This is a genomic window from Methylobacterium sp. 2A (genome assembly GCF_009806555.1).
Taxonomy (GTDB): Bacteria; Pseudomonadota; Alphaproteobacteria; order Rhizobiales; family Beijerinckiaceae; genus Methylobacterium.
In genome coordinates, this window is the sequence record NZ_VUOK01000046.1 from 55,325 (window position 1) to 75,934 (window position 20,610).

Sequence of the window (20,610 nt, forward strand, 5' to 3'; positions counted from 1 at the left end):
GCCATGGCTTCGAGCAACTTCGCGGCGGGCGCCTACGCGGCCGTCCAGGGCCTCGCCGGGGGCCGGCCGGTTCCCAAGGTGCAGTCCACCGAAGGGACCGGCACCGACTTCATGCAGTTCCTCGGGAAGACGCTGGAAAGCGTGGGCGATGCCGGGCGCCGGGCCGACGCGCAGGCGGTCTCGGCCGCTTCGGGCAAGGCCAACGTCGTGGACGTGGTCACCGCGGTCGCCGAGAGCGAGACCGCCCTCCAGACCATGGTGGCCGTGCGCGACCGCATGATCTCCGCCTACGAGGAGATCATGCGGATGCAGATCTGATGGGGATCTCAAAGGGCTACGCCCTTTGGCGGGGTATCGGGGCGGAGCCCTGATGTCGGGCTTCGCCCGTGCCCAGCAGGGCTCCGCCCTGCACCCGCAAAAGGTCGAAGACCTTTTGAAACCATGACTTTTTTCCTTCGGACCTGTCGTCACCATGACCGGACTCGCCATCCTCGACGTCGCCCGCGACGGCATCTTCGTGTTCCTGAAGATAGCCGGACCGCTGATGCTCGTCTCCCTCGGCGTGGGACTCGCGGTCTCGCTGGTCCAGGCCCTGACCCAGATCCAGGAGCAGACCCTGATCTACGTGCCCAAGGTCGTGGCGGTGTTCGCCGTCCTGCTCCTGATGCTGCCCTTCATCGGCGACGCCATGGCGGGCTACATGACCCGCATCGCCGCCCGCATCGCGGCGGGCGGATGAGGCCCGTCCCGGCCACGACAGCGGCGCAATCCGCGTGTCAGGGGGGCGGCGATGAACCTGCTCCTGCCCGGGATCGCCTCGGCCTTCCTGATCACCTTCGCGCGCGTCGGCACGCTGATCATGCTGATGCCCGGGATCGGCGAGCAGTCGGTCTCGCCGCGCCTGCGGCTGGCCTTCGCGGTGCTCACCACCCTGGTGCTGTTCCCGACCGTGCGCCCGCTGCTCGGCGGCACGGAGGGGCTCGCCGGGCCGCGGCTGATCGGGCTCCTGTTCGGGGAGACGATCGTCGGGCTGGTGCTCGGCCTCGCGGTGCGGATGGTGCTGGCAGCCCTCCAGACCGCCGGCACGATCATCGCGGCGCAGCTCGGCCTGTCCTACGCGATGACGGTCGATCCGAGCCAGGGCGGCCAGCAGGTGGCGATCGGCAACTTCCTGTCGCTCCTCGGGATCACGCTGATCTTCGCCACCGATCTGCACCACCTCGCCATCGAGGGGCTGGCGCGGAGCTACGACGTGCTGCCGCCCGACGGGGTCCCGGCCTTCTCGGACGCGCTGACGCTGGCGACCCGGGCGCTCGCCCGCGGCTTCACCCTGGCGATGCAGATCTCCGGGCCGTTCATCGCCTTCGGGATCCTGTTCAACCTCGGGCTCGGCGTGTTGTCGCGGCTGATGCCGCAATTGCAGGTTTTCGCCCTGGCGGTCCCGGCCTCGGTGCTGGTCGGCGTCGTGATCCTGATGGGCTGCCTCGGCGTGATGATGGGCGTCTTCCTGGACGATATGGGCCGGTATCTCGCCGAATCGGTCGGGCGCTGAGGTAGGTGCGGGATGGCCGAGGGCGCGGACGACGAAGACAAGACCGAGGAGCCGTCCCAACGGCGCCTGGATCAGGCGATCGAGCGCGGCGATGTCGCCACCAGCACCGAGATCAACACCTTCGCGATCCTGGGGGCCTTCACGCTCGCGCTCATGATCGCAGCGCCGAGCATCGCCCAGAACCTGCTGTACGGGCTGCGGGCTTACCTCGCCAACGCGCATACCCTGCCGGACGACGCCACCGCCATGCGGGCGGCGGCCGTCCGGGCGCTCTGGCTGTGGCTCCACGCCGTGGCGGTGCCGGTGGGCCTCGCCCTGGTCGCGGGCCTCGCCGCGGGCCTGCTGCAGCACCCGCTGGTCTTCACCGCCGAGACGCTGATGCCGAAATTCGAGCGGCTCTCGCCCATGGCCGGGATCAAGCGCCTGCTCGGCATCGAGGCGTGGTTCCAGTTCGGCAAGGGGCTGGCCAAGATCTGCACCGTCGGTGTGGTGGGCGGCGTGGTCCTGTGGAACGACCGCGACCGGCTGGAGGTGTTCGTCCAGCTCGCCCCCGGCGCGACCCTGCCGGCGATCCTGTCCTTGAGCCTGCGGCTGCTCGCCGGGATGCTGTGCGTGCATCTCGCGATCACCCTCGGCGACGCCCTCTACGCGCGGTTCCGCTGGCGCAAGCGCCACCGGATGTCGAAGGAGGAGATGAAGCAGGAGATGAAGGAGTCGGACGGCAACCCGGAGGTGAAGGGCCGTCTGCGGCAGCTGCGCATGGCGCGGGTGAAGAAGCGGATGATGGCCGCTATCCCCACCGCCACCGTGGTGGTGACGAACCCGACCCACTACGCGGTGGCCCTGCGCTACGAGACCGGCATGGCGGCGCCCATCTGCGTCGCCAAGGGCGTCGACTCCCTGGCCCTGCGCATCCGCGCGGTGGCGGCCGAGCACGGCGTCGCGGTGATCGAGAACCCGCCGCTCGCCCGGGCGCTTCACGCCACCGTGGAGATCGACCGCGAGATCCCGGCCGAACATTATCGCGCGGTCGCCGAGGTGATCGGCTTCGTGCTGCGGCTGCGGAGGCGGGCCGCCTAGCCTCCTTGGTTTCGACGGTGAGTGGCTGCTTTCGACCCGCACCAGACGTGCCCATAGCCGTCGGCGCTAACCGGAAGCGGTCCTGCGCCGGCCATTTGGCAGGTTCGCTTCGGGCGGAAGGCGGAAGTAGCGGGAAAGGGATGCCGAGAGCCGTGCCCCGATCGCGTTGCCATCGCGCGCGGCGCGACGCCTTTGTCTTGACGCGCTCTCTTGCGCCGACCCGGCGTCCGGTTCCGCGCAGCGTGCTCTAAGTCAGGGAAGAACGTCCCTGAGGAATCGCGATCGTCGAAGTCGCATCCGCGATCTGCTCCGGGCCACCCTTCGGCGGCCAGACACCAGCACCATAGGCCTGGGCGCGTAACTCGGCCCGCTCCTCCAGGCTCGTAAAGGCCCAGATGTGCGTGATCCGCGGCGCTCCGTCGAGCGCGTACAGGTTCGCGACGAGATGCTCGGTATACGCGGCCGCTGATGTGATGGCGGATTCCCAGCCCGTGAGCGTTGGCGGCAATCCACCAGGCTTGAGGCGGTAGGTCCGGAACTCATACACCCCGCCACGATCCCCGGTCCGGATCGGTGGGAGAAACGGAAACGGCGCGTAACTGTCCATTTCCAGCGCCGTCACCACGCTCCCCGCATTGAACGGGTTGACACTCAGGAGCGCACGGCGACGCTCGGCTGTCATGTCCTCTGGTGCCTCGAACCCGCGCAGCACGATCAGGCGGCCGAGTGTTCCGATCTCGGTCCGCCAGCAGCCAAACAGTTCGCCCTTGGCCTGCGCGTCGTTCACCCAGCCATAAACACCCTCGGCGGCTCGACCGACCTCAAGCAACGGACACGAAAGGGTAGCGAGCTCGTAGAGCATGTGAACCTCGCAGTCGTCACTCTAAAGCGGGAGAGCGCCGTTCGTTTCAGGGGACCTGATCCGCGCCTGCCACAGGTCAGAAGCGGGAGAAGGGACACCATCTGCTTCAATCCTTGCCGCCCGAAGGTGGACGGGCGGAACAACACCCGTCTCTGACATCGTCACGGCCAAGCTGTTTGGCTTCTTCAGGCCCTATGGTCCGGCCCGCCGACGGCTTGCGAGCGGGCGCGTCGCCAGGGCGAGGGCGATCCCGATCAGGGCGGCGGCAGCGAAGACCGCCAGCATCGCCGTCCCGACCTGCGCCGGGCCGACAACGCGGTCGTTGATCAGCCCGACGAGGGCCGGTCCTGCCCCGAAGGCGACGAGGGTCACCCCGGCCACGAAGGCGGCGCTCACCCGGCCGCGGAGCGCCCGGGGCGTCAGGAGCTGGAGCCCCGCCAGGGCCGGCGGCGAGGTGAAGCCCAGCACCGCCACGAGCCCCGCGAACGCCGCCAGCGACACCGCGCGATCACGCGCCAGGACCATCGCGGCCGTGCAGGCCGGCGCGGCCGCCAGACCCAGCGCGAGCCCGTACGAGGCGGCCCGCCGGGGGGCGAAGGCCCGGGCGCGGTCGAGCCAGCGCCCCCCGGCGAGGTGCCCGACCGGCGCCGAAACGAGCACCACGAGGCCGAGCCGTAGACCGGCCTCGGCCGGGGTCAGGCCGTGGACCCGCACGTAGAAGGTCGGTGCCCAGGCGGTCAGGGTCTGCCCGATCAGCACGGCCGCGGCGGCGGCGCCGAAATGCGGGCCGTAGGCGGCCCGGTGGCGCAGGACCCAGGCGAGGGCCGGCCGGCCATCGCGTTTCGGCGCCGCGGGCGGCTCGACGATCCGCCGGAGGCCGATCAAGAGGAACACGTTCGGCAGGCAGGCCAGCAGGAAGAGCGCCTGCCAGGGATGGAGCGGTCCGTAGCCGGGCAGGCTCAGGTCGGCCGCGGCCGTCAGCCAAGCGAGCGCCGCCCCCCCGGCGAGCAGGGCAAGGCTCCGCCCGAGGCTGGCCCCCGCGGTCAGGAGCGACACCGCCCGGCCCAGCCTGTGCCGCGGCAGCCGATGCGCCATCAACGACAGGGCGGCGGGCGCGACGGCGGCCTGTCCCAGCCCGAGGAACGCCCTGGCGACCAGCAGGACTGCGAAGCTTGCCGCGACGCCGCAGGTGAGGGTGGCGGCGCTCCACACGAGGACGCTGGCCATCAGGAGGACCCGGCGGCGCCCGGCATCGGCGATGCCGCCGGCCCAGGGCATGGCGGCAGCGTTGAGGAGGGCGAAGGCCGAGCCCTGCAGGACACCGAGTTGCGCGTCCGACAGCGAGAGGTCGAGCTTCAGGGGCTGTGCCACCAGGGTGATCAGGAAGCGGTCGCTGAACGCCAGCAGCTGCGTCGCCGCCAGCAGGGTCACGAGTTGCCGATCCGACAGGCCAGAGGGCGCGACACGGCCTCCCGCGCGGATCATCAGTACAATTCGCTGGTCCAGCGGACCAGCACGGCATCGGGCGGCCCGCCTCCGGAACGGTCCTCCCGGGCCTGCCGCATGGCGGTGCGGTACTGGCCGGGTGGTATCCCGAAGGCCGCCCGGAACGCACGGTTGAACCGGCTCTCGTCGTCGAACCCGTGCGCATGGGCCAGCGCCGCCACGGTGCGTCCGTCGTGCGGACGGCGGAGCGCGGCGCGCAGGCGCTCGAGCCGTCGCCGTTGTATGAAGCGGGCAATGCCGCCCTCGTCGGCGAAGACCGCGTACAGGCTGCTCCGGGAGGCCCCGATACCGGCCGCGACCGCGGCACTGTCCAGGTTCGGATCGGCCAAATGCGCGTCGATATAGGCTTCGGCCCGGGTCCTGCGCAGCGGCTGCGATGCCTCGGTCGACAGCAGGCGGGCCAACGGCGCGGCCGTCGCCACGCTCAGGCCGAGGCCAAGGAGTTCGGCCGCCGTCGCGGCTGCGCGCTCTACAGCGACTCCGGGGAGATCGTCCGCGCGCCGGACCAGGGAGACGATGAAATCGGCGAGCAGCCCGGCGGCGCTCCCTGGCAGGACGAGTCCATGCACCGACTCCAGATCGCTGATCGATGCCTCGACCACCTCGCGGGCGAGCTGGACTGTGATCAACCGCGCGCGTGTCACCCGCGTCCAATGGGGTCGGCGCGTGTCCACCACCATGATCTCGCCCGCCTGGAGGCGATGGCCGGCGCCGAAGGGGCCGCCGGTGAGATCGCCGGACAGGAGGAGGTGCAACGTGATGTGGTCGAAGCCATCGTGCCGGACGCGCCCGGGGCTGCGCAGATGCAGCAGACCGCCGAGTTCGCGTTCGAACAGGATCATCCGTCGGAAGCGCCGCACGCGAACCTCGGCGCTGAACGGGCCATCCGCAGGCTCGACATCGGCGCCGATGCCGTAGAGGCGCCGGTAACGCTCGAAGCCGGTACCGTCCGTCCCCCGCGCCGCGAAGGACAGGGTCTCCACACGGGGCGTCAGGTGGTCACCGTGCCGGCAGGGCCGCCCGTCAGGGGCAGTTTGACGCGGAACGCATCTGCGGCCGAATTCGCGCGATTGAACGCCTGTAATGGACTGGACATGGCTCCTGCCCGAATAAAAGCATCGAATCCCGATCAAGACTGTAACGTGATGCCCGGCAGAACGGCTGACCGATCACGCTTTCGTGATCGGCCGGTGGGTGGAGCACGATGCCGGGAGCGGCGGCGTGCCGATCCGGCGACGCGGCCGGCAGGATCCGGGTGCCCCGCGGCTCACCGCCGACGCGGCCGCGCCGCGACCGGCAGGGCTATCGTGATGCAGCCGGCTGGCCTCGGATGGTCCTGCCTGCGCGCCCGAAACCGCGCGAAAGCCACGGTTCATCCACCTTTTTTCGCGAGGTTGAACCGTGGCTTGGCGCGATGCGCGTGATGCCGCGCGGCCCTTGCCCTGATATGGCCGGCCGGCCTAACCGGGGGAACGTTCTGGAAATGAAGCCGATGGCCGACGTGACTGGACCTCCGGCACCCGCCGCAAGCGCGCCGAATTCGGGATTGCCGGTCGCCGCCGCACAGGGTCCGGGATCGCAGTCCGCTGCGCCGCAGGCGACCGGGTCGATCGATCGCTCGGAGCAGCCGGGCCGCGTCGGGCTGCTGCTCGTGCTGGCGGGCCTGCTGGTCGGGGCCGCCATCGGCCTGTCCTTCGTGGCGAACGAGCAGGCCCAGTCGCTGATCGTCTGGCTGCTGGCCCTGCTCGCCATGGCGGGCGTGTTCTTCCTGTTTGCGCTCGCGATCGGCGCGCTCCAGCTCAGCGGCAGCGCCGCCCGGGACGACATCACCAAGGGCATCGTCGACGCCTCGCCCGACGGCCAGCTGGTGGTGGAGGATGGCGGCCGGCTGATCTACGCCAACGAGGCCTATCTGCGGATCGCCGGGGGCGACACCTTCTCGAACCTCGTGCCGGTGGAGCGGATCCTGGTTGGGCCGCCGGAAGTCTCGGAGGCGGTCTACCGCCTGTCGCAGGCCTCGCGCGACGGCCGGGCCCACACCGAGGAGGTGCGGATGTCGCCGCCGCTCGGGCCCGTGGCCGGCGAGCGCAGCTTCGGCTGGTACCGGGTCTCGGTCCGGCCGCTCGCGCGCCCGCGCCGGGCCGCCGCCCTCTGGACGGTCGCCGACATCACCGCCGAGCGCGAGCGGCAGGAGAACGTCTTCCAGGAACTCCAGCACGCGATCGACTACCTCGACCACGCCCCGGCGGGCTTCCTGTCGATCGATCCGGCCGGCGCCATCGTGTACATGAACGCGACGCTGGCGGCCTGGCTCGGCTACGACCTCACGAGCGTCGGCTCCGGCGGCCCGCACCTGACCGAGATCGCCCCCGAGGCGGATGTCCTCGTGCGCACCGCCGGGATGCCGGGCGAGGTGCGCACCGACCGCTTCGACCTCGATCTGCGCCGCCGCAACGGCCACACCCTGCCGGTGCGGCTCTATCACCGGGTCGCCTTCGGCAAGGACGGCAAGCCCGGCTCCTCACGGACCTTCGTGATCAACCGCTCCGCCGGGGCCGAGACCGACGAGCCGCAGCGCGCCGCCGAGGTCCGCCTCGCCCGGTTCCTCAACAATTCGCCGATCGCCATCGCGACCCTCGACAGCGCCGGGCGGATCGCCCGGGCCAACGCCTCCTTCACCCGGCTGTTCGGCACGGTGCCGCGGCAGGCCGAGGACGGGGCGATCGACGGGGAGGGCACGCACCGCGCCGAACCCAACGTCGGCGACTCGGTGGCCGACCGCACCAGCCTCGAAGCCGGGCTCGCCCGGGCCGCGCGCGGCCTGACCGATCCCGAGCCGATCGAGGTCCAGCTCAACGGACCGGGCGGGCGCTCGGCCCGGGTCTGGCTGAGCCCGGCCGATGGCGGCGACCCGGGCCAGCAGACCGACGAGGCCGAGCGCGTCATCCTGTACGCCCTCGACACCACGGCGCAGCGCCAGCTGGAGCAGCAGGTCGCCCAGGCGCAGAAGATGAACGCGGTCGGCCAGCTCGCGGGCGGCATCGCGCACGACTTCAACAACGTGCTGCAGGCGATCATCGGCTATTCGGACCTGCTGCTGGCGAGCCACCGGCCGACCGATCCGGCCTTCCAGGACATCATGCAGATCAAGCAGAACGCCAACCGGGCGGCGGGCCTCGTCCGCCAGCTCCTGGCGTTCTCCCGGCGGCAGACCCTGCGGCCGGAGGTGATGAATGTCGGCGAGGCGCTCTCCGAACTCACGCTTCTGCTGAAGCGGCTCCTCGGCGAGCGCGTCGCCCTGGAGCTGAAGCACGGCCGCGAGGTCTGGCCCGTGAAGGCCGACGTGAACCAGTTCGAGCAGGTGATCGTGAACCTCGCGGTCAACGCCCGGGACGCCATGCCGGAGGGCGGCAAGCTGGTGATCCGCACCGAGAACGTCACCGACCCGGGGCCGGCGGCCGCCGCCGAGGGGCGGGGCGGGGCGCCCGCGGGCGACCATGTCCTGATCGAGGTCCGCGACACCGGCCAGGGCATCCCCCCCGAACTGATGGAGAAGATCTTCGAGCCGTTCTTCACCACCAAGGAGATCGGCAAGGGCACGGGCCTGGGGCTCTCGACGGTGTTCGGCATCGTCAAGCAATCCGGCGGCACGATCGATGTGCAGTCGACGGTCGGGGAGGGCACCGCCTTCCGGATCTACCTGCCGCGCCACGTGCCCGTGGCGGAGCCCGAGGAGGTTCCGCTCCCGCCCCCCGCGCCGGTCCTGCCGCGGACGGATGCCGTCCGGCTGACCGGGCCGTCGGTGAAGGCCGAGGGGACTGTCGAGCCCGTCATACGCCCCGCCGAGCCGCCCGTCGCCGCACCGCCCGCACCGCGCAAGCCCGCCGCCGACCATACCGGGCAGGGTACGATCCTGCTGGTGGAGGACGAGGATCCGGTCCGCGCGGTCAACAGCCGGGCCCTCTCGGCGCGCGGCTACACCGTCCTGGAGGCGGCCTCGGGCCTGGAGGCCCTGGCGATCGTGCGCGAGAACGCCCAGCCGATCGACCTCGTGGTCTCGGACGTCGTCATGCCCGAGATGGACGGCCCGACCCTGCTGCGGGAGGTGCGCAAGCACCAGCCCGACCTGAAGGTGATCTTCGTCTCGGGCTACGCCGAGGACGCCTTCCGCAAGAACCTGCCGGAGGGCGAAACCTTCAACTTCCTGCCGAAGCCCTTCAGCCTGAAGCAGCTCGTCGAGACCGTGAAGAAGACGATGGCGAGCTGAGGGCTACGACGTTCACACATCTCACTTGGGAGGGAGAGACGCGGCGCCGTTCGTGCCTGTTTTCCGACCAAGATGTGCGAGTCCGCCAGGAATTGAGGGGGAGGGGGCTCCCGTCCCAGGCCCTGCCGCTTCCGCGCTCGTGGCACCCGCAAGCTTCATCCTTCGGAACCGACGCCACCTTTGACCAGTCCGCGACGCCGGGCCTGCGGGGCGGCGTGGCCGCCATATCCCGCCCCGCCACGAGGCACCGGTCGGATCGGCCCGCAAAACGCACCGCAACAACGCCCCCGCGCTCTTGCCCAACGAGAACAAAACAGGTACATCAAGCGGGTGTTGACGCGCGTTGTGAATGGCGCCCAACCCCTTCATAAGGAGCCCGCCAGATGGCCCAGCCCGCATTGAAAGTGGTCGACATGCCCCCCGTGGACAAGGACAAGTCCAAGGCGATCGACGCCGCCCTGTCTCAGATCGAGCGCGCCTTCGGCAAGGGCTCGATCATGCGGCTCGGCAAGACCGACAAGGTGCAGGAGGTCGAGACCATCTCCACGGGCTCGCTCGGCCTCGACATCGCGCTCGGCGTCGGCGGCCTGCCCCGCGGCCGCGTGATCGAGATCTACGGCCCCGAATCGTCCGGCAAGACCACGCTGGCCCTCCACACGATCGCGGAGGCCCAGAAGAAGGGCGGCGTCTGCGCCTTCGTGGATGCCGAGCACGCCCTCGATCCGGTCTATGCCCGCAAGCTCGGCGTCAACCTCGACGACCTGCTGATCTCGCAGCCCGACACGGGCGAGCAGGCGCTCGAGATCACCGATACGCTGGTGCGCTCCGGCGCCATCGACGTGCTGGTGGTCGATTCGGTGGCCGCGCTCACCCCGCGGGCCGAGATCGAGGGCGAGATGGGCGAGAGCCAGCCCGGCCTCCAGGCCCGCCTGATGAGCCAGGCCCTGCGCAAGCTGACCGGCTCGATCTCGCGCTCGAACTGCATGGTGATCTTCATCAACCAGATCCGGATGAAGATCGGCGTGATGTACGGCAGCCCCGAGACCACCACGGGCGGCAACGCCCTGAAGTTCTACGCCTCGGTCCGCCTCGACATCCGCCGCATCTCGACCCTGAAGGACCGCGACGAGGCGATCGGCAATCAGGTCCGCGTGAAGGTGGTGAAGAACAAGGTCGCCCCGCCGTTCAAGCAGGTCGAGTTCGACATCATGTTCGGCGAGGGCGTGTCGAAGGTCGGCGAGCTGATCGATCTCGGCGTGAAGGCCGGCATCGTCGAGAAATCCGGCGCCTGGTTCTCGTATAACAGCCAGCGCCTCGGCCAGGGCCGCGAGAACGCGAAGGGTTTCCTGCGCGACAACCCGAAGATCGCCGCCGAGATCGAGGGTTCGATCCGGCAGAATTCGGGTCTCGTCGCCGAGAAGATCCTGGAGAACGCGGCGCCGACCGCGGACGATCTCGACGAGGGCGAGGCGTAAGCCAGATCTGCATGGGCCGGCCGGAATGCTCGTTCGGCCCATGATCGAGCAAAAAGAGATCCCCTCCCGCGATCCAAAGATCACGGGAGGGTTTTTTGTGGCCTCGGCACAGGATCGCCCTGCCTCGGCAAAGCCATCGTGGCAAACCCGTTCCTGCTTCAGGAAGGGTTCCCAGGATGGGCCGTCCCGTCCCGGACCCGTGTCTCAGAAGCGGTAGCGAAGGCCGGCACTCACGGTGTGATCATCACCGCCTGAACGAGCGAAGCTGGTCGAGCCGGTGAGCACGCCGCTCAGGCCGTTGCCGAAATCGAGGTCGAGGCCGCCCGATACGCGGCCGTACACGTCGTCGCTGACGCGACCGGTCTGCGTGCGGATCAGCAGAGTTGGCGCGTAAGTCTGGAACGAGGTCACCGTGCGCACCCCATCGAGGAAATCGTGCTGCGCGGTGATGTTCAGGAAGGGGCTGACGATGCCGCCGAACAGGGGCGCCACGGTGCGGATCTGGACGCCGCCGCCGGCCGTCAGGCCATCCAGGTTCTGACGCTTGACGCCGATGGTCAGCAGCGTGTCGCCGCTTTCACGGTACGGGTCCACGCTCACATGGGCGTAGGCCATTTCGCCCACCGGGCCGGCCCGGAAGGTGCCGAAATCGAACAGGTAGCCCGTCCGGGCCGCCACCGTGACGGTGTCGCCACCCGGCGAGGCGGAGAGGCGGTCGTTGAACACACCCGGCCGATCGAGGCTGTAGAAGTTGTGACCGTAGGTAACCACGCCATCGGCGAAGAAGTTAGGGAACGACAGCGAAGCGAAGCCTGCGCCCTGGAAGCTGTCCATGTCGATCCGGCCATGGCTCAGACCGCGCAGGTCGACACTGGTGTTGAGATAATTGAACGCGGCGCCGAGCACGAGGTTGGGCGTGGCTTGGTACAGCAGACCGGCGGTGACACCGCCGAAATCCGCATCGTAGGTGTTGCCGTAGCTGGCCCCGGCGCGGTTCTGCACGTTGCGTTGGGTGTTCACGTAGGTCCCGAGGGCGAACAGCGAAAGCGGGCTGCCGACCTGCACCGGGACGGTGACGGGAGGCGGTGCCTTGCCGGGAAGGTCGGCGCTGTACATCGCCGGCACTGACATCGCCATGTTGCGGCGACGCTCGGCGCTGAGGAAGTCGATCAGGGTCGAGGAGAACGCAAGGCCGGCACTCTGGCCGAGGTCGCCCTGGGGACCGATCGTCAGGGGTGCGTTCAGCTGGTTGGACACGAACGCGGCGATATACCCATTCGTGCGGGCGGTGAGGTGTATGCCCTCAACCGAAATGTACTGGTTCTCCACCGCGGGTTTCGTGTAGCCGACCGACGCGCAGGCTGGATCCGTCAGGCAACTGCCGGTCGCCGCCTGCGGGATATAGCCGAACGCCGTCGGGTTGGCCCTCAGCCGGGTGGTGAGGGCGTCGAGGTCGAAATAGTGGACGTTGAAACCTTGATTGGTGAACTGCTGCAGATACGTTGGAAACTGGACGTTGAATGACTGCGCCAAGTCACTGTTGGTGGCGCGAAAAGTCTGCTGGTTGAAGACCAGGAGCTCGCGCGCGCCGAGGCCGACGAGGCGATTGAGGGCGGTGACGTTGTTGTTCAGGATCGCAGTGACGCCGGCGGCTCGAACCTCGGCGGAACCGGCAGTCGGAAGCTGCGTGAGGTCGTTATAGCCGATCCACAGGGTGACGAGATCGCGCGGCCCGAAATGGCCGCCGCGCGCGACGAACTGATCGATCTGATCGGGCACGCCCCAGGAGTAGAACGGCGAAAAGAGCGGGTCCGGATTTTGGTGGACTGCTTGAGCGCCACCGATCGCGTAGTCGTTACCGGCGACATAGGGGGTCCCGATCCGCGCTGGGATCTGCTCGAAGTAACCTGGCGCATTCGACCAGCGGCCGCCCTCGTAGAGCTTCACACCCAGGAGCGTATTGACTGTCCCGGTCGGGCTGTAGCCTGTCTCCCGGAGAATACGGCCGTTGTCGGTCAGGCTGTCGCCGAAGCCGTAGTAACTGGTGTAATAACCCTGCTGTGCCACAGCGCTGGATGCGCCGACGAGTGCCGACGTCAGTACAAGCGCGAACTTGAGCTGCCCCTTCATAGACCCGCGTCTCCTCATTTTTTCTTTGGGAAACGCTAAATCGGGTCCTGCACGCGCGTCTTGTAAAATTCCGCCAGTTTGGACAATTCCGCCAGGAATGAGCGGCTCAGGAGCCAACTATTTCCGCATGTTGCCAAAATGTGACGGCGACACATTCAGCAGCTTGCGGAAGGTGTTAGCCATATGGGCCTGGTCGCAGAAGCCGGTCGTCGTCGCGATCTCGGACAGGCTGAGTCGACTCGCTTGGATCAAGCTCCGCGCGCGATCTACGCGCTGCATCATGATGTATCGGTAGGGGGAGACGCCCGTTGCAGCAGGAAAGGCACGCTGCAGGTGCCTCAAACTGACGCCGACCTCTCTGGCAAGGTCCTCCAAGCTGAATGGCTGAGCCAAATTCGCATCGATCCATTCACGGACACGGTCGAACTCCCCTCGCGACAGCTCCACGCGCTTGGGCGTGTTGGACAGGGCAGCATTGCGGGCCAGCAGCTCACGGAGCAGGGCGGCCAGGATCGACTCCCCGAGCAGCGGGCCACTCGGATGGCCGTTCTGCACATCGAAGTGCAGGACACGTAAGAGATGTTCGATACTTGGGTTCGGCCCAGCGAGTTCAGGGAGCGTATCGGGGAAAAAGGGCTGCTGGTTGAACCGCTCGAAGGTTTCTACCTCGATGAAAAGGTGCAGCCCGCGCTGTGCTCCTTGCCAAGCGCCAAAGCAGCGCTCGTCAGGACGTGACAAGTGTGGATAAGGCAAAACATCGATAAAGGGCTTTTTCGTTCCGCCGTATCGGACCTTCATGGGGCCACAGATTTGCGAGAGCATGATCGATTTACGGGGATGGGGCTTGGCATCGAAGGTGCCGTTCTCCGGCGACTCAATTTCTTGGAATTCAAATCCACGCCATCCGGCCCCGGCGCTGGACGAGAGCAGCCTCGGATATTCAGAAAGCCACGACCATCGCCGCTGGGCATGAGCAAGCTTGGACATGGCCTCCTCGCCAGGGCCCTTACGGTATTTGACGCGGCGCCAGAGACGGCGCGTTCCGGGTTGCTTAATGCGACTCCTGAGGGTTGTCGTCGGTGATCCGGCGGATACTGTAACAACCACCCCAATTCCGTCCGGGCGATCTGCTCTTCGAGGGTCGCCTCTTCGGCGCATTGAAATATCCGGTTCGTCGCGGACCCTCGTGCATCGATCCGGTCGGAGGCCTCAGCCGTGTCTGGAAAAACTGATGCCCAAACAATGAGCTGGTGCAGAGGCGCATGAACGGCGTGAGGGCGTCACCGCACGAGAGGGCCAGCCCGCCACACCCGCCAGCCTTGCTGTCGCGACCGCCTGAGCGGTCGCCGCACGGCCCTCGGCACCGGGCACACACCTCATCGGTATCCACGATCCAGGGCGACGGGGACGGCCGATAATCAGTGCAGAAGAGCGATCGAAGTCACAACCCGTCGGCCGGCACGACCTGGCCGGCGGCGTCGGTCGCGCAACCCTGCAGCGTCCGCACCCGGGCATGGACGGACAGGATCCGGAACGCCGAGACGGCGCCGGTTGCGACCATGGACGTGGCGCGGACGTGCAGGCGCGTGCCGGCCTTGCTCATGCCGGACAGCATGACGCCGAGCTGCGCCCGGCCCCCAGGAAGAAGGCCGGGCGCATATCGTAAGCCGTCCGAGGACACAGCACGCGCCCGCCCGATGGAGGAGACCGGGAACACGGTGTGGAACGCCACCGTGAACCCGAACTGCGGGCGCCGATGCGTCGATCGCCGCGGATACGATCCTTCTTCGGCCGTTCCTCAGACCAGCTCGACGGAGACCGGCTCGTCCGTCCGATCCCGAGCGTGCTCAGAACCGTCCGGGGTGTCGCGGACCGGCGCAGCGGGCTGAACCGCCGTGATGGTCACCGGTACCGACTTGGCCGCCGGCGTATTGCTCCGCTCGTCGCGGTGCGACAGGGCCAGCAAACCATTGGTTTCCGGGTAGTAGGCCGCACAGCAGCCGGGCGGCACGTCGAAGGGGACGACGCGGAAGCCGCTCACGCTTCGCGTAATCCCGTCATTGGTGACCGCCGTGAACTGGATCTGCGCGCCCTCCTGAAGCTTGAGAGCCTCGATGTCGCGCGCATTCATGAACACGACCATGCGCTCGTTGACGATGCCCCGGTAGCGGTCGTTGTTCGAGTAGACCGTCGTGTTGAACTGATCGTGGCTGCGCAGCGTCATCAGCTGGAAGTGCGGGCTGTCGGGCGTATCGTCGTCCTCGTCGATCAGGCCGTCCTTGAACAGGAAGTTGGCCTTGCCGGTCGGTGTGTTCCACACCCGCTCGCTCGCCGCGTTGTAGAGCCGGAAGCCGCCGGGCGTCTCGATCCTCCGATTGTAATCGAAGAATTGATCCGGGAACGTCTCCTCGATCTTGTCGCGGATCAGGGCGTAGTCGCCGACCATCGCGTCCCAATCGACGTTGCCGCGACCGCCGACCGTCGCCTTGGCGAGGCCTGCCACGATGGCGATCTCCGATTTCAGGTCCTCGCTGGCGGGCGTGAGCAGCCCGGTCGAGCCGTGGACCATGGAGCAGGTGTCCTCGACCGTGATCGTCTGGGGTTTGCCGTTCTGCAGATCCCGTTCGGTCCGGCCGAGGACCGGGAGGATGTAGGAGTCCTGCCCATGGGTGAGGTGCGAACGATTGAGCTTCGTCGCCATATAGACCGTGAGTTTCACCTTCGGCACACAGGCGCCGACGCGGTCGATATCGGGAATGGCGCGGAAGAAATTGCCGCCCAGCGCCAGAAAGGCGTCCACCTCCTCGCGCAGGATCGCTTCGCAACATTCCGCGACGTCATGGCCGGGGGCGCGCGGCGGCTCGAACCCGAAGACCTTGCCGAGCCGCTTCAGAAATTCCTCGCCGGGTTTCTGGTAGATGCCCATCGTGCGGTCGCCCTGCACGTTGGAATGCCCGCGGATCGGGAAGGGGCCGGCTCCGGGCTTGCCGATGTTGCCGCGCAGGAGCAGCATGTTGATCAGCTGCTGCATGGCATCGCCGCCGCGCCGGTGCTGGGTGATGCCCATGCCCCAGGCAAAGATGACGCGCTCGGCTTTCATGTAGACCTCGGCCGCACGCGCGATCTCGCCGCGCGACAATCCGCTGTAGCGCTCGATGCGCTCCCACGGCAAAGCCCGGACATAATCCGCAAAGGCCTCGAAGCCGTGGGTGTGTTGCTCGACGAAATCGACGTCGATCACGCGCGTCCGCCCCGCGGCCTTCGCGGCGTCGTCGGCGGCGATGATCACCTTGCACATGCCCTGGACGGCCGCGATGTCCCCGCCCGTCCGCAGCTGGTGGAATTGGGAGCTGATCGTCTGGCCGGAGCCTGTCAGCATCTCGACCGGGCTCTGCGGATTCGCGAAGGCGACCAGCGCGCGCTCCTTGAGCGGGTTGAAACTGACGATCGGCACGCCGCGCCGGGCCAAGGCATGCAGGTGCCCCATCATGCGGGGCGCGTTGGTTCCAGGATTGTGCCCGAAGATGAAGATCGCATCGCACATGTCGAGGTCGTCGAGGGTGGTCGTCCCCTTGCCGACCCCGATGCTCTCGGGCAGCGCCACCGTGGTGGTCTCGTGGCACATGTTCGAACAGTCAGGAAAGTTGTTGGTGTCGAACAGACGGCCGAACAATTGCCAGAGGAACGCGGCCTCGTTGGACGCGTGACCCGAGGTGTAGAATTCGACCCTTCGCGGATCGAGCCCCTGCAGTGTGCGTCCGATATCGCGAAATGCATCCGCCCACGAGACCGGGCGATACGTGTCGGTCTTCGGGTCGTACCGCATCGGCGTGGTGAGACGGCCTTGGCCCTCAAGCTCGTGATCCGTCCAGGTCTTGAGCTCCTCGACCGTATGTTGCGCGAAGAATTCCGGCGTCGTCCGCTTGCGGGTCGCCTCCCAGGCGACAGCCTTGGCGCCGTTCTCACAATATTCGAACGCGTGTGGCGGCTTGGCATCCCCCCACGCACAGCTCGGGCAATCGAATCCGCCATGCTTGTTCATGGACAGAAGGGCGCGATTTCCGCGCAGCAGGATGTCCTGCCGCTTGAGATGCGTCTCGACCGCGTTCAGGGCGCCCCATCCCCCGGCCGGGGCGTGTGCTGCATGCGATTTGGGCTGTGACATCTAGCTATCCCGTTCAGTAGGTCGTCGACGTCGAGGCTAGGCTGCCTGCACTGGACAACGTGCTGCACCGCAAAATGTTTCACCGAAACGCTGTCTTTGGCAAGATCTACTTGACCGCCCGGACATAGGCAGCGGCAATATCTATCTATGGCCGGCGTTATCTTTCAGGCCGCGATAGTTTCTTTTTCATCTCACTTAGGGTGGTCGGAGCACCACTCTGCCATCGTGCGTTGAGCCCAAGCTTTGCGTTCGCGTCATCATCTCTTGAAGGCCGCTTCTAAGCCGCAACCGAGGCCGGACCGGCCTTCGCCGCGGATGCAGCCCTCCGCGCCGCCGCACCACTTGGCTCATCAGCGCTGTAGGGCGGCGCGTCCGGGAAGAGGCTCTGGCGCAGGCCGGTCAGCCCGAGGAGCGCGGCCCTGCGCCCATCGCCACCCGCCGTGCCGACGATCAGAGCGAGGGCCGCATCGATCCGGTGCCGCAGGTCCTGATCTGGCGGCGCGTCCGGGGCGCGGAACTGGCGCGCCACGGAATCCAGGACCGCATCGACGGCCGCGACACACGGTGTGGGCAGCGTGTGCCGGGCTCGGCGGATCACGACGATGTTCATGCCCGTACGCATCTGCGCGAGGCTATCGACTTTCCGTACGGGGCTGTCCGGAGCCGCGGCGGCCAAGCGCGGGACCAGCAGGCACAGGCGATCAAGCATCAGGGCCGCGAAGACGGCGCGGTCGCCGCGCCCGCGGTACTGGGCGGCGTCAGCCAGGGCTGCTCGGCCCGCCCGCAGGAGCCGCATCGCACTCTGCTCGGCTCCCACCGAGCGCACGAGCCGGGTCATCAGAGCCGCGACCCAGAGGCCGCCGATGAGCGCGAGCGCGGTATTGGCCAGGGCGGCCAGGTCGGCCGAGTAGGTCTCCTGAAGAGCGAGCAGCAGGGGGCCGTTCAAGCCGACGGCGATGCCCGCATGGGCCGTCTTGGGCCGTGCCATCAGGAGGCCGCAGAGCAGAAGGGGCACGGCCAGCACGTAGGCGAGCGTCTCGAAATCCTGAACGCGCGGCAGAACCGCGAATTGCAGCACGACCGCGCCGATCGCCGCGACGGTCGACCAGTGGGCGAACGACAGGATCGTGGGGGCGGGGTCGTCCTGCGTGGCGAAGAGACAGCAGACCATCGCGGCCATCAGCGCGGCGGTCGCGCCGTCCGGCCACTCCGTCGCGATCCAGAAGGCGGCGCAGACCAGGATCGTCAGAAATGCGCTGAGAGCCGAACGGAGGGCCATGCCGTGGTCGCGGTGCCGCGCAACGGCATTGAACTCGCTGCGCCACGCGAGCGGTTGCCGGAGCGGGCCGCCGCCACGGGCGATGTGCGCGCGCAGCAGCCGGCAATCGGCGGAAATCTCGACGAAGGCCTTGAGGCGCTGCAGCAGGCTGGCGCGCAGAAGGTCGTTCCAGGTGGCGCCGCGGCCGATCGGCCCGTCGGCCCCTGCGATCAGGCTCCGGAGCAGATGGGCTTCCTCTGCCGGTGGTGCCTCCGCACGGGACCAGGCTTCCACCCGGCGCAGGATATCCTCGATCTCGTCCGAGAGCTCTCCGCGCGCGCGCAGGGCGGCGATCCTGTCCGCCAGGGAGGACAGGATCGGCAACAGCATCAGCATGCGGCCATGCAGGATCCGCAACCACGGCACGACCCGCTTGCCACCATCATCGAAACCCAGATGGGTCGTGAGGGCGTCGATCTCCGCCGCATCGACCGCGAGGCGCAGGCGCTGCGCGCGCACGCCGGGATCCGCTCCGTGGCTGGACAGAACCTCAGAGGTCCAGAGGCCGGCCTCCTGCAGCCACGCGTCGATCCGTGCGGAGACGGCCGGGCCGACCGGCTGCGGCAGGACGAGGCTCGACACGAGCGTCGCGCAGACGATGCCGAGGCAGATCTCCTCGGCACGCGCCACGGCGGTGTCGAAGATCGTGCCAGGCTCTTCGACGGCGGGGAAGCCGATCAGCGCCACCGTGTAGCCGGACAGCATGAACAGATAGGCCCGCGGCGTTCGGTCGAGCAGCGCGAGATAGAGGCAGAGCGCGACCCAGAGCGCGATGGCGAGGACGAGAAGCTCGGGAGCGTTGACGAGATTCGGCAGGAGCGCGATGGTTGCCACCACCCCCACTAGCGTGCCGAAGATCCGGTAGACACCCTTGGAGCGGGTTGCACCCGAGAGCGGCTGGGTGACGATATAGACCGTCGCGACGGCCCAGTAGGGCCGGGACAGATCGGCCCACAACGCGATCAGGAGAGCGAGGAGCGCCGCACCACAGGTCTTGGCCGAGAAGGCCCATTCGCGCCAGCCAGGGATCCACACGTCCGTCGATTCCGAAATGTTGGCGCAGCCATCCGCAAGACGCGCCGGGCAAGCGGCATCCGTTGGGGTACGAGTAAGGAAAGTGGTTGGCCGTCTGCGGGGATCGCCAAGCGCGCAGCAGCGGGGCCGATGCCCCGCCGCCACATGTTCGGGATCCGCCGGGATTTACTCGGCCGCTGCGCCGGCATGCCGCGCAGTCCGGCCTGCGGTGTAGCCGGCGGTGGAAGGCGCTCGGCCGGCCTTGAGCGCTGCGTAACCCGAATCGGACGGCGCAACGGCGTCCGGGCTCAGGCTGCCGAACAGGCCACCGGGACGTGAGGCCGGCACTTCGATATGGGCGCCCCAGACGTTGAGCACGCGGGTGTCCTCAGCGAAGGCGGCCGAGCCCGAGGCGACGAGGCTCGCAGCCAGCAGGCTTGCGGCGGCGGTGATGCGGTGGGTCATTGTCCTATCCTTGTTGTTCGCGGGTGATGGGATGGGCGACGCGAGCGTGCTCCCGTTGGACCCGGGCGCTCCGAAGCGCTGCGGTGCCCCGGACGCCCTGCCGGGACGGGAACGGGTCATCGATCAGTAAGCCGGCCCCCCGGACGTCGAGCCGTAATTCGGTACGAGAAAGTTCGGATGCTCAGCATTCCCTTCCTTCGCCGATGTATCGACCGAGCGCACGCCAAGTGATTGAATAGGAAGAACCGTTGTATTGCGCCCCAAATATCCACCTGAGAGGGCAGCGTACGAGGTTCCAATGGCCGCACTTCGCACTGCCACGATGGAAGGCACGCCGTCGTGCCGATTTTGACCAAGGACATGGTACTCGTCGGCAGACACAGGTGCGCTAAGAAGCGCACAGATCGATACGGCGGATACTATGCTGCAGACACGCATGACTCTACTAAGCCTCTTCATGACCTCCGAAAAGTTCAACAGTTGAACTCTTGCGGGTGCGAGAGAGGCTATACGCCGAGCTTGAATGCGCCGATGTGCGCCATCGCACTTGAAATGCAAAAAACCGAGGTGTCGATGTTTTTTGTGTTCAGACATGCAATTAGCGCATGCATTGTCGTTGGCGGCTCGCTGCGCCTTCGCAGCACGAACTGCGAATCCGGCGCCATTTCTAGAGGCAGATCAGAGGCATCGCGGTTGGACGAGCCGCTTTCACGCGCCGACGGCCTTGCCTGGAACGCGAAGGATGCGTCGCGTTTTGTATGAGATTTCGCTAAGCT

Annotated in this window: 16 protein-coding genes; 7 read left to right on the forward strand and 9 right to left on the reverse strand. The window is 67.7% G+C overall.

Annotation, left to right across the window (positions count from 1 at the left end; translation table 11 throughout):
• Positions 1 to 3 precede the first annotated feature (3 nt).
• The 4 genes from fliE to flhB all read left to right on the forward strand — a co-directional run bounded on the left by fliE (position 4) and on the right by flhB (position 2,632).
• A complete protein-coding gene (fliE, locus tag FVE89_RS21160; RefSeq protein ID WP_160536250.1) occupies positions 4 to 318 on the forward strand; it encodes a flagellar hook-basal body complex protein FliE in 315 nt (104 codons plus the stop codon).
• A 154-nt stretch (positions 319 to 472) separates the two neighbouring features.
• Positions 473 to 739: a flagellar biosynthetic protein FliQ gene (locus FVE89_RS21165; protein ID WP_160536251.1), complete on the forward strand. Its 267-nt coding sequence runs from the start codon at positions 473 to 475 to the stop codon at positions 737 to 739.
• A 51-nt stretch (positions 740 to 790) separates the two neighbouring features.
• A complete protein-coding gene (gene fliR, locus FVE89_RS21170) occupies positions 791 to 1,552 on the forward strand; it encodes a flagellar biosynthetic protein FliR (protein WP_160536252.1) in 762 nt (253 codons plus the stop codon).
• Between the two features lie 12 nt (positions 1,553 to 1,564).
• Entirely contained in the window at positions 1,565 to 2,632 is a 1,068-nt protein-coding gene (gene flhB, locus FVE89_RS21175) for a flagellar biosynthesis protein FlhB (RefSeq protein ID WP_160536253.1), read from the forward strand.
• 247 nt (positions 2,633 to 2,879) lie between these two features.
• On the opposite strand, the gene FVE89_RS21180 is transcribed toward flhB, so the two are convergent.
• From FVE89_RS21180 to FVE89_RS21190, 3 genes are all read right to left on the reverse strand, one after another.
• Positions 2,880 to 3,494, reverse strand: coding sequence for an NIPSNAP family protein (locus FVE89_RS21180; RefSeq protein WP_160536254.1), 615 nt, complete (start codon positions 3,492 to 3,494; stop codon positions 2,880 to 2,882).
• Positions 3,495 to 3,686: 192 nt separating this feature from the next.
• A complete protein-coding gene (locus FVE89_RS21185; protein ID WP_160536255.1) occupies positions 3,687 to 4,979 on the reverse strand; it encodes an MFS transporter in 1,293 nt (430 codons plus the stop codon).
• On the reverse strand, positions 4,979 to 5,842 hold the full coding sequence (locus FVE89_RS21190) for a helix-turn-helix domain-containing protein (protein WP_160536256.1): 864 nt from the start codon (positions 5,840 to 5,842) through the stop codon (positions 4,979 to 4,981). The genes FVE89_RS21185 and FVE89_RS21190 overlap by 1 nt, the downstream gene beginning before the upstream one ends.
• Positions 5,843 to 6,492: 650 nt before the next feature.
• Here FVE89_RS21190 and FVE89_RS21195 point away from each other — a divergent pair.
• Positions 6,493 to 9,267: a PAS domain-containing sensor histidine kinase gene (locus FVE89_RS21195; protein ID WP_246731079.1), complete on the forward strand. Its 2,775-nt coding sequence runs from the start codon at positions 6,493 to 6,495 to the stop codon at positions 9,265 to 9,267.
• 383 nt (positions 9,268 to 9,650) lie between these two features.
• On the forward strand, positions 9,651 to 10,742 hold the full coding sequence (gene recA / locus FVE89_RS21200) for a recombinase RecA (protein ID WP_160536257.1): 1,092 nt from the start codon (positions 9,651 to 9,653) through the stop codon (positions 10,740 to 10,742).
• 204 nt (positions 10,743 to 10,946) lie between these two features.
• On the opposite strand, the gene FVE89_RS21205 is transcribed toward recA, so the two are convergent.
• From FVE89_RS21205 to FVE89_RS21230, 6 genes are all read right to left on the reverse strand, one after another.
• Entirely contained in the window at positions 10,947 to 12,872 is a 1,926-nt protein-coding gene (locus FVE89_RS21205) for an autotransporter domain-containing protein (protein WP_160536258.1), read from the reverse strand.
• 117 nt (positions 12,873 to 12,989) lie between these two features.
• Positions 12,990 to 13,859, reverse strand: a complete 870-nt coding sequence (locus FVE89_RS21210) for a helix-turn-helix domain-containing protein (protein ID WP_160536259.1) — start codon at positions 13,857 to 13,859, stop codon at positions 12,990 to 12,992.
• A gap of 454 nt (positions 13,860 to 14,313) precedes the next feature.
• Positions 14,314 to 14,604, reverse strand: coding sequence for a cytochrome ubiquinol oxidase subunit I (locus FVE89_RS21215; protein ID WP_160536260.1), 291 nt, complete (start codon positions 14,602 to 14,604; stop codon positions 14,314 to 14,316).
• Between the two features lie 66 nt (positions 14,605 to 14,670).
• Positions 14,671 to 17,037: an FdhF/YdeP family oxidoreductase gene (locus tag FVE89_RS21220; protein ID WP_160536261.1), complete on the reverse strand. Its 2,367-nt coding sequence runs from the start codon at positions 17,035 to 17,037 to the stop codon at positions 14,671 to 14,673.
• Between the two features lie 277 nt (positions 17,038 to 17,314).
• The gene (locus FVE89_RS21225; RefSeq protein ID WP_160536262.1) at positions 17,315 to 19,390 is read right to left on the reverse strand and encodes an FUSC family protein; all 2,076 of its coding nucleotides are present in this window, start codon (positions 19,388 to 19,390) and stop codon (positions 17,315 to 17,317) included.
• 165 nt (positions 19,391 to 19,555) lie between these two features.
• Positions 19,556 to 19,834, reverse strand: a complete 279-nt coding sequence (locus FVE89_RS21230) for a hypothetical protein (protein WP_160536263.1) — start codon at positions 19,832 to 19,834, stop codon at positions 19,556 to 19,558.
• Positions 19,835 to 20,365: 531 nt separating this feature from the next.
• On the opposite strand from FVE89_RS21230, the gene FVE89_RS21235 reads away from it, so the two are divergent.
• A complete protein-coding gene (locus FVE89_RS21235) occupies positions 20,366 to 20,596 on the forward strand; it encodes a hypothetical protein (protein WP_210254066.1) in 231 nt (76 codons plus the stop codon).
• Positions 20,597 to 20,610: the final 14 nt, after the last annotated feature.

Bases quoted from the DNA above. Each gene is read 5' to 3' on its own strand.
- fliE (WP_160536250.1), top strand. From the start codon at position 4: ATGGCTTCGAGCAACTTCGCGGCGGGCGCCTACGCGGCCGTCCAGGGC.
- FVE89_RS21165 (WP_160536251.1), top strand. From the start codon at position 473: ATGACCGGACTCGCCATCCTCGACGTCGCCCGCGACGGCATCTTCGTG.
- fliR (WP_160536252.1), top strand. From the start codon at position 791: ATGAACCTGCTCCTGCCCGGGATCGCCTCGGCCTTCCTGATCACCTTC.
- flhB (WP_160536253.1), top strand. From the start codon at position 1,565: ATGGCCGAGGGCGCGGACGACGAAGACAAGACCGAGGAGCCGTCCCAA.
- FVE89_RS21180 (WP_160536254.1), bottom strand. From the start codon at position 3,494: ATGCTCTACGAGCTCGCTACCCTTTCGTGTCCGTTGCTTGAGGTCGGT.
- FVE89_RS21185 (WP_160536255.1), bottom strand. From the start codon at position 4,979: ATGATCCGCGCGGGAGGCCGTGTCGCGCCCTCTGGCCTGTCGGATCGG.
- FVE89_RS21190 (WP_160536256.1), bottom strand. From the start codon at position 5,842: ATGATCCTGTTCGAACGCGAACTCGGCGGTCTGCTGCATCTGCGCAGC.
- FVE89_RS21195 (WP_246731079.1), top strand. From the start codon at position 6,493: ATGGCCGACGTGACTGGACCTCCGGCACCCGCCGCAAGCGCGCCGAAT.
- recA (WP_160536257.1), top strand. From the start codon at position 9,651: ATGGCCCAGCCCGCATTGAAAGTGGTCGACATGCCCCCCGTGGACAAG.
- FVE89_RS21205 (WP_160536258.1), bottom strand. From the start codon at position 12,872: ATGAAGGGGCAGCTCAAGTTCGCGCTTGTACTGACGTCGGCACTCGTC.
- FVE89_RS21210 (WP_160536259.1), bottom strand. From the start codon at position 13,859: ATGTCCAAGCTTGCTCATGCCCAGCGGCGATGGTCGTGGCTTTCTGAA.
- FVE89_RS21220 (WP_160536261.1), bottom strand. From the start codon at position 17,037: ATGTCACAGCCCAAATCGCATGCAGCACACGCCCCGGCCGGGGGATGG.
- FVE89_RS21230 (WP_160536263.1), bottom strand. From the start codon at position 19,834: ATGACCCACCGCATCACCGCCGCCGCAAGCCTGCTGGCTGCGAGCCTC.
- FVE89_RS21235 (WP_210254066.1), top strand. From the start codon at position 20,366: ATGTGCGCCATCGCACTTGAAATGCAAAAAACCGAGGTGTCGATGTTT.